Below are 7582 nucleotides of genomic sequence, written 5' to 3'. Positions count from 1 at the left end.
CCGGCTCAGGTGCAGAGCCGCGTGGACGCCTACCAGCGCTTCACGTCGATCCTCGGCGTCGCGCCGGGAGCCAACCTCTACTGCTGACGGCCCGACGGCGATACGGCGAGGGGCGCCCCTCGGTCATGAGGGGCGCCCCTCGCGGTGTCGTGCCGTCGGGTCTACGGCAGCGCCAGCATCCGCTCCAGCGCCAGCTTCGCGAACGCCTCGGTCTCCTTGTCGACCTCGATGCGGTTGACGAGGTTGCCCTCGGCGAGGGACTCCAGGGTCCACACCAGGTGCGGCAGGTCGATGCGGTTCATCGTCGAGCAGAAGCAGACGGTCCTGTCGAGGAAGACGATCTCCTTGCCCTCGGGCGCGAAACGGTTCGCGAGGCGCTGTACGAGGTTCAGCTCCGTGCCGATCGCCCACTTGGAGCCCGCCGGGGCGGCCTCCAGGGCCTTGATGATGTACTCCGTGGAACCGACGTAGTCCGCCGCCGCGACGACCTCGTGCTTGCACTCGGGGTGCACGAGGACGTTGACGCCGGGGATGCGCTCGCGCACGTCGTTCACCGAGTCCACGCTGAAGCGGCCGTGCACCGAGCAGTGGCCGCGCCACAGGATCATCTTCGCGTCGCGCAGCTGCTCCGCGGTCAGCCCGCCGTTCGGCTTGTGCGGGTTGTAGAGCACGCAGTCGTCCAGGGACATGCCCAGGTCGCGGACCGCGGTGTTGCGGCCGAGGTGCTGGTCGGGCAGGAACAGCACCTGCGATCCCTGTTCGAAGGCCCACTCAAGGGCCCGCTGGGCGTTCGACGACGTACAGATCGTGCCGCCGTGCTTGCCGGTGAACGCCTTGATGTCCGCCGACGAGTTCATGTACGAGACGGGCACGACCTGCTCGGCTATGCCGGCCTCGGTCAGCACGTCCCAGCACTCGGCGACCTGCTCGGCGGTGGCCATGTCGGCCATCGAGCAGCCCGCGGCGAGGTCCGGCAGGACGACCTTCTGGGCGTCGCCGGTGAGGATGTCGGCGGACTCCGCCATGAAGTGCACACCGCAGAAGACGATGTACTCGGCCTCCGGACGGGCCGCCGCGTCGCGGGCCAGCTTGAACGAGTCACCCGTGACGTCCGCGAACTGGATGACCTCGTCGCGCTGGTAGTGGTGGCCGAGCACGAAGACCTTGTCGCCGAGCTTCTCCTTGGCCGCCCGCGCGCGCTCGACCAGGTCCGGGTCGGACGGCGAGGGCAGGTCGCCGGGGCACTCCACGCCCCGCTCGCTCTTCGGGTCGGCCTGGCGGCCGAGCAGCAGCAGGGCGAGGGGCGTCGGCTGTACGTCGAGGTCCTGGGTCTGGGCGGTGGTCACGACACGCACCCTTTCTGTTTCTGCGGCTCGCCGGGCTCGTAAGGGAGCGGGCCCGGCGGAACGAAGCCTTTTCGTCGAATTGACGCTATCTATCATAACCGCTTCACGTCACGTTGACGATGGCCATAGCGTCCATGTGACGTGAATCCCGGTCGCCTCTCCGGCGGGTGACACCCGGGTGTCCGTGGGGTTGTCCACAGGTCGGTGTTCGTGCGCGGGCGTATGTGCGAGCATGAAGAGAGAAGGCAGAAGACATGAGCTCGGCCCCGGAATGAATCCGCGGCCCCGCCGGTTGCAACCGTCGGCAAGCAGTCTCCGTACAACCCGGGAGAGAAGCAGATGTCCGTATCGGACGAGACCACCACCGTGAGCGACGGCATCATCCTGTCCGACGCCGCCGCTGCCAAGGTCAAGGCCCTGCTCGACCAGGAAGGCCGCGAGGATCTGGCACTGCGCGTCGCCGTTCAGCCCGGCGGCTGCTCCGGCCTGCGCTACCAGCTCTTCTTCGACGAGCGCTCGCTCGACGGCGATGTCCTCAAGGACTTCGACGGTGTGAAGGTCGTCACCGACCGCATGAGCGCCCCGTACCTGGGCGGCGCCTCGATCGACTTCGTGGACACCATCGAGAAGCAGGGCTTCACGATCGACAACCCGAACGCGACGGGCTCCTGCGCCTGCGGCGACTCCTTCAGCTAGTCCGGGACCGGCGGGGGCCCGAGATCATTCCGGGCCCGTGTTCGGCCGGCCCCGACTGCCACCGAGCCGAGCCCGCGGTTCACGGCTCCGGCCGAGCGTCTACGTACACGCCGAGTACGGACGAAGGCGGCGTCCCCCTCCGACGGGGACGCCGCCTTCGCGTATCCGGGACCTGGCAGCCGCTACCGGGCGGCCGGTGATGTCGTTCCGGAGTTCTCGGGGAATTCGACGCTGCCGTGGTGGACCGCCTTGCCGTCCGTCCCCACGACCTCGCGGCCGCCGAGCGGCGCGTCCAGGCGCACCGTCTTCTCGTAGATCTTGGCGATCAAGATGCAGATCCTGTTCTTCCAGGGCTTCTCCGTCACGGTCACGGTGACCTTGCCGGCGCTCTCGCTCGCCGACGCCGTGTAGTCGGCGCACACACCGCCCGTGAAGCCGACCGTCAGGTTCCTGCCGTCCGCGGTGTAGCCCTGGACGTCGACGTCACGGGTGGCGGCCGGCGAGGAAGGCTCGTCCGGCGGCGTGGTCGGAGCCGTGCTCGGCTGCGTCGGCGAAGCCGTTGAAGCTGTTGAGGCGGAGGCCAGGAACTTCGGGTCGACCGCCGGATGCGTCACGGTGTACGTGTCGTCCGCGCCCGGCGACCGCACCTCGAACAGCCAGGACGGCACCAGTGCCTGCCGCCCGTTCGCGAGGTGCGCCGCCAGTCCGAAGGTGGCCTTCTCGACGGTCGCCGACTCCGGCTTCGGTGCCGGGGAGGGGTGCTCGCACGGCATCTCGTCCCGGTCCTTGAGCGGTACGGGACTGGCGCAGCCGCCGATGCCCATGCGCCGGTCGCCCGTCGCCGACGCCGGCCCGTTCATCAGGTCCAGCGTCTTCCGCGCGGGGACGACCGGGTACGCGTCGCCCTCCACCGGCGTCTTCAACTGGCCGCTGCCGCCGATGACATGACCCTCACCGTTGACCTGGAGTCCGGTCGTCCAACCGTACGTGGGCAGTCCGCCCACCACCGGGTCGGCGTTCACCACCCGTACGCGGCCCATGAGTTGGCTCGCGCTCAGCTTCGCGCCGCCCTGGCCCACCGCCTTCAGCACGGGCGCCGCCGCCTTCTCGGCCGCGGCCTCGCTCACCGGGCCCGGCCCCGTCCCGGCCAGGGAGCCGGAGTCGACGGGCCGGCACGTCTTGCCCTTGGCGCAGTTGTCGGTCCCCAGGATGTAGGAGCTGAAGGTCCAGGTCCCCGGGGCGTCCGCGTTCACCCGCAGGTTGGGCTCCGCGCCGTCCCCGGCGGTGCCGACCGTCCAGGCGTCCCCGACGAGCCGGGGTGTGCCCGCCAGGTCCAGGGCCTTCGCGAGCCGGGCCACCTCGGCCCGGGTCACCCTGCCCTCGGCCCACCGGATGTGCGCCGAGCCCGGTCCCGTGGGGAGGGCGCCGTCCGCGCGGTAGGTCACGCCGTAGGGGTTGGGCTCGCCGGGCGCGATGCCGGCGGTACCGCCCGTGGCCCCGGTGCCCGAGGTGTTCGCGACGTAGCCGTCGAGGGCGAGTCGCGGGGGAGTGCCGTCTGCGCCGGGTGTACCGGAACGGCCGCCGCCGGACGCGGTCGCGGCGAAGTACGCGCCGCCGCCCCCGACGAGCAGCACGGCGGCGACGACCGAGGCGACGACCGCCGGGGTGTGCCGCCGACGCGCCCTGCCCGCCCCGGCACCCTCGACATGACCTCCGACGATCCCCTGGAGGGGACCCCCGAGAGAGCCGTCGGCGTGCTTGTCGGGGGAGCCCTCGGATGGGCTGCCCGCCACGGGACCCTCGGCGGCACTGCCCTCGGCGAGGCCCGCGCCACTGGCTTCGAGGAGACTCGCGGCGGCACCGTCTTCGAGTGGACTCTTAGCGGGTGTCGCTTCGGTGGGACCGACGCCGGGACTCCCGCTGTCACCCTCGCCGGGGTCCTCGCCGGACACTTCGTCGGGGCCCGACGTATGACGCTCGACGGCGCCCGCGCCCGGACCCGCGCCAGAACCCTGGTCGGCGTCTTCGCCCGGACCCTGGGCGGCACCCTCGACGCCGCCTTCGCCCGGACCCGCGGCGCGGCCTTCGGCGCCGCCCTCGGCAGCACCTTCGACCGTCCCCTCGGCAGGACCTTCGCCGGAACCCTGGACCGTCCCCTCGCCGGGGCCTTCGACCGTCCCCTCGGGGAAATGCTCGCCGGGCGCCCCGGCGGAAGCCGCGGTGGTCCCGTCCGTGGTTCCCTCGGCGGGGCCGCCGACAGATCCGTCGGCCGCAGCCCCGGCGGGACCCGTGACGGCGTCTCCGGCGGGACCCGTGACGGTGTCCTCGACGGGACCGCTGGCAGGACCCTCGACGGGATCGGTCGCGTCGTTGTCGGGTCGCTCGGTGCTCACCGCATCGCTCCTTCGGCTCCACTGCTGTCCATGACCCGGCCCTGCCGATGACAGGCTCTCCAGGGTCGTACGGCGCATCCCCTTTACGGGGGACAGCGGTGGGACGCAGCGGGGGAGCGCACGGTTCCCTGCCGGCGCGCTCCGTCTTCACCCGTTCGGCGCCGCCGGGCTCTCACCCGTACGGCGGCACCGCTCGGGCCGCCGCCGGTCAGTCGCCGTAGTCGGACATCGCGTCGAGCAGCCGTGCCGAGGTGGGCGGAACGGTCACCCCGTGGATGAGGGAGAGGGAGACGTGGAGGGGAGGGACCGGTGCGGGAGCCGACCAGTGGCCGGCCATCCGGGCGCAGTCGCCGCGCAGCGACGCCAGATCGCCTTCCAGGTCACTGACCGGGCCGAGCGGAGCGGTGTCATGGACCTTGAGGTTCGTCATACCGGAACCGTATGCACCGTTGCCGTCACGAAGAAAGATCTACTATCGGGTAGTTTTGGCCCTTCAGGGGTCGTGTGCCGACCCGGTAGCGTTAAGTGTCAATCCCCCTCCCCTCGCAGGAGCGTGTCCTAGCCGTGCGTATCGCAGTCACCGGCTCCATCGCCACCGACCACCTCATGACCTTCCCCGGCCGTTTCGCCGACCAGCTGGTCGCCGATCAGCTGCACACGGTCTCCCTCTCCTTCCTGGTCGACAACCTCGATGTCCGCCGGGGCGGGGTCGGTGCGAACATCGCGTTCGGCATGGGCCAGCTCGGTACCCGTCCGATCCTGGTCGGGGCGGCGGGCTCCGACTTCGACGAGTACCGCGCCTGGCTGGACAGGCACGGCGTCGACACCGCCTCCGTGCGCATCTCCGAGGTGCTGCACACCGCGCGCTTCGTGTGCACGACGGACGCCGACCACAACCAGATCGGCTCCTTCTACACGGGCGCGATGAGCGAGGCCCGTCTCATCGAGCTCAAGGCCGTCGCGGACCGGGTCGGCGGTCTCGACCTCGTCCTGATCGGCGCGGACGACCCCGAGGGGATGCTCCGCCACACCGAGGAGTGCCGCACGCGGGCGATCCCGTTCGCCGCCGACTTCTCGCAGCAGATCGCGCGTATGAACGGCGACGAGATCCGGGTCCTGCTGGACGGCGCGACGTTCCTCTTCTCGAACGAGTACGAGAAGGGGCTCATCGAGTCCAAGACGGGCTGGACCGACGAGGAGATCCTCTCCAAGGTCGGCCACCGGGTGACCACCCTCGGCTCGCGCGGTGTCCGCATCGAGCGCGCCGGCGACGACCCGATCGAGGTCGGCTGCCCCGAGGAGGAGCTCAAGGCGGACCCGACGGGCGTCGGCGACGCGTTCCGCGCGGGCTTCCTCTCCGGTCTCGCCTGGGGCGTCTCCCTGGAGCGCGCCGCCCAGGTCGGCTGCATGCTCGCCACCCTGGTCATCGAGACGGTCGGCACCCAGGAGTACCAGCTCAGCCGCGCCCACTTCATGGACCGCTTCACCAAGGCGTACGGCCACGAGGCCGCCACCGAGGTCCGGGTGCACCTCTCCTAGGCAAGGGTCCGGGCCCGCCTCCGCCGGACGGGGGCGGGCCCGGCCGCCGGGGCGGAGGCGGGAGCCCGATCCGCCCTGCTGGATGTCCGGGCCCGGACCGCGACACCGGGCCGGAGCCCAGGACCCGTCCTAGGACAGCCGGCGGACGACATACGCCGAGCCGTGGTCCGACGGTTCCTCCCCGACGTACTCCTGGCCCCGCATCTCGCACCACGCGGGGATGTCGAGGCGGGCCGCCTCGTCGTCGGACAGGACCCGGACCGTGCCGCCGACCGGCACGTCCCCGATGACCTTGGCGAGCTCGATGACGGGGATCGGGCAGCGCCTGCCCAGCGCGTCGACCACCAGCGCGTCGACCGAGGCGGGGACCTTGGTCACCGCCGTCGGCGCTCCCAGCTTCTCGCGGACCCCCGAGACCACGCCCGGGAGGACCGACAGGAAGCGCTCGACGTCCTCCTGCGGGGTGCCGGGCGGCAGGGACACCCGCACATTGCCCTCGCTCAGGACGCCCATGGCCTTCAGGACATGGCTGGGGGTGAGGGTGCTGCTCGTGCAGGACGAGCCCGAGGACACCGAGAAGCCCGCGCGGTCCAGTTCGTGGAGCAGGGTCTCTCCGTCGACATAGAGACAGGAGAAGGTGACGATCCCCGGGAGCCGGCGGACCGCGTCGCCGACCACCTCGACGTCCGGCACCAGCGCGGGCACCCGCGCGCGGATCCGTTCCGTCAGTTCTCGCAGCCGTACCGCCTCCACGGCCGCCTCCGCGCGGACGGCGCGCAGCGAAGCCGCCGCGGCCACGATCGCCGGGATGTTCTCGAACCCCGCCGCCCGCCCCGACTCCCGCTCGTCCGCGGGCCCTTGGGGCGCGAACCGTACCCCCTTGCGCACGACGAGCAGTCCGACGCCCGAAGGGCCGCCCCATTTGTGGGCACTCGCCGTCAGCAGGGACCAGTCGCCCTCCACCCGCCCCCAGCCCAGCGACTGCGCCGCGTCCACCAGCAGGGGCACTCCCGCCTCCCGGCACATCTGTGCCACCTCGGCCACGGGTTGCTCCGTGCCCACCTCGTGGTTGGCGGACTGGAGACAGGCCAGCGCGGTGTCGGGGCGCAGGGCCGCGGCGCAGGAGGAGGGGGAGACCCTGCCCGCGCGGTCGACCCGAACCCGGGTCACCGCACCGCCCGACGCCTCGTGGGCGTCCGCCGAATGGAGTACCGACGAGTGTTCGACGGCTGACACGATCAGGTGGGATCCGACGCGCCGTCGGCCCGCCAGGGCGCCCTCGATCCCGGCGTGCACCGCGTGGGTGCCGGAGGCGGTGAAGGCCAGTTCGTCGGGGCGGCAGCCCACCGCGTCGGCCGCGGCCTCGCGCGCCGCGTCGAGGAGCAGCCGGGCCCGTCGGCCCTCACGGTAGAGACGGGCGGGATCGGCCCACCCCTCGTCGAGCGAGGCCTGCAGGGCCTGTCGGGCGACGGGATGCAGCGGAGCCGCGGACGCGGCGTCGAAGTAGGACACGTCACCACGCTAGCCCGTGCTCCCAAGGGGGCGTCAGAAGCCAGCGGACTGGGGCATTCCAGGTGTCCTGACATGGCCTTGCGGGCGAAACAGCAC

The 7582-nt window shown here is 71.7% G+C and carries 6 protein-coding genes and 1 pseudogene; 3 read left to right on the top strand and 4 right to left on the bottom strand.

Annotation, left to right across the window (positions count from 1 at the left end; all coding sequences use genetic code 11):
- A pseudogene (locus tag ACFYW8_RS17390) lies at positions 1–87 on the top strand (chitinase); the annotation flags it as partial.
- A 74-nt stretch (positions 88–161) separates the two neighbouring features.
- Here ACFYW8_RS17390 and nadA read toward each other — a convergent pair.
- Entirely contained in the window at positions 162–1346 is a 1185-nt protein-coding gene (gene nadA, locus ACFYW8_RS17385) for a quinolinate synthase NadA (RefSeq protein WP_389075089.1), read from the bottom strand.
- Positions 1347–1685: 339 nt separating this feature from the next.
- Between nadA and ACFYW8_RS17380 the strand changes: the two genes are divergently transcribed.
- Positions 1686–2042 (top strand): iron-sulfur cluster assembly accessory protein, encoded by a 357-nt coding sequence (locus ACFYW8_RS17380; RefSeq protein ID WP_261706957.1) that lies wholly within the window; start codon positions 1686–1688, stop codon positions 2040–2042.
- A 182-nt stretch (positions 2043–2224) separates the two neighbouring features.
- On the opposite strand, the gene ACFYW8_RS17375 is transcribed toward ACFYW8_RS17380, so the two are convergent.
- Together ACFYW8_RS17375 and ACFYW8_RS17370 are read right to left on the bottom strand one after the other, a co-directional pair.
- A complete protein-coding gene (locus tag ACFYW8_RS17375; protein ID WP_389075081.1) occupies positions 2225–4435 on the bottom strand; it encodes a hypothetical protein in 2211 nt (736 codons plus the stop codon).
- A gap of 208 nt (positions 4436–4643) precedes the next feature.
- A complete protein-coding gene (locus ACFYW8_RS17370; RefSeq protein ID WP_328555959.1) occupies positions 4644–4865 on the bottom strand; it encodes a hypothetical protein in 222 nt (73 codons plus the stop codon).
- Positions 4866–4999: 134 nt separating this feature from the next.
- Between ACFYW8_RS17370 and ACFYW8_RS17365 the strand changes: the two genes are divergently transcribed.
- A complete protein-coding gene (locus ACFYW8_RS17365) occupies positions 5000–5974 on the top strand; it encodes a carbohydrate kinase family protein (protein WP_365879956.1) in 975 nt (324 codons plus the stop codon).
- A 129-nt stretch (positions 5975–6103) separates the two neighbouring features.
- On the opposite strand, the gene ACFYW8_RS17360 is transcribed toward ACFYW8_RS17365, so the two are convergent.
- A complete protein-coding gene (locus tag ACFYW8_RS17360; protein WP_389075072.1) occupies positions 6104–7486 on the bottom strand; it encodes a cysteine desulfurase/sulfurtransferase TusA family protein in 1383 nt (460 codons plus the stop codon).
- Positions 7487–7582 lie beyond the last annotated feature (96 nt).

The organism is Streptomyces sp. NPDC002742 (genome assembly GCF_042888885.1).
In the GTDB taxonomy this organism is placed as follows: domain Bacteria; phylum Actinomycetota; class Actinomycetes; order Streptomycetales; family Streptomycetaceae; genus Streptomyces.
The sequence above is the reverse complement of the archived record's forward strand: the minus strand, read 5'-3'. Positions and strand labels throughout refer to the sequence as shown.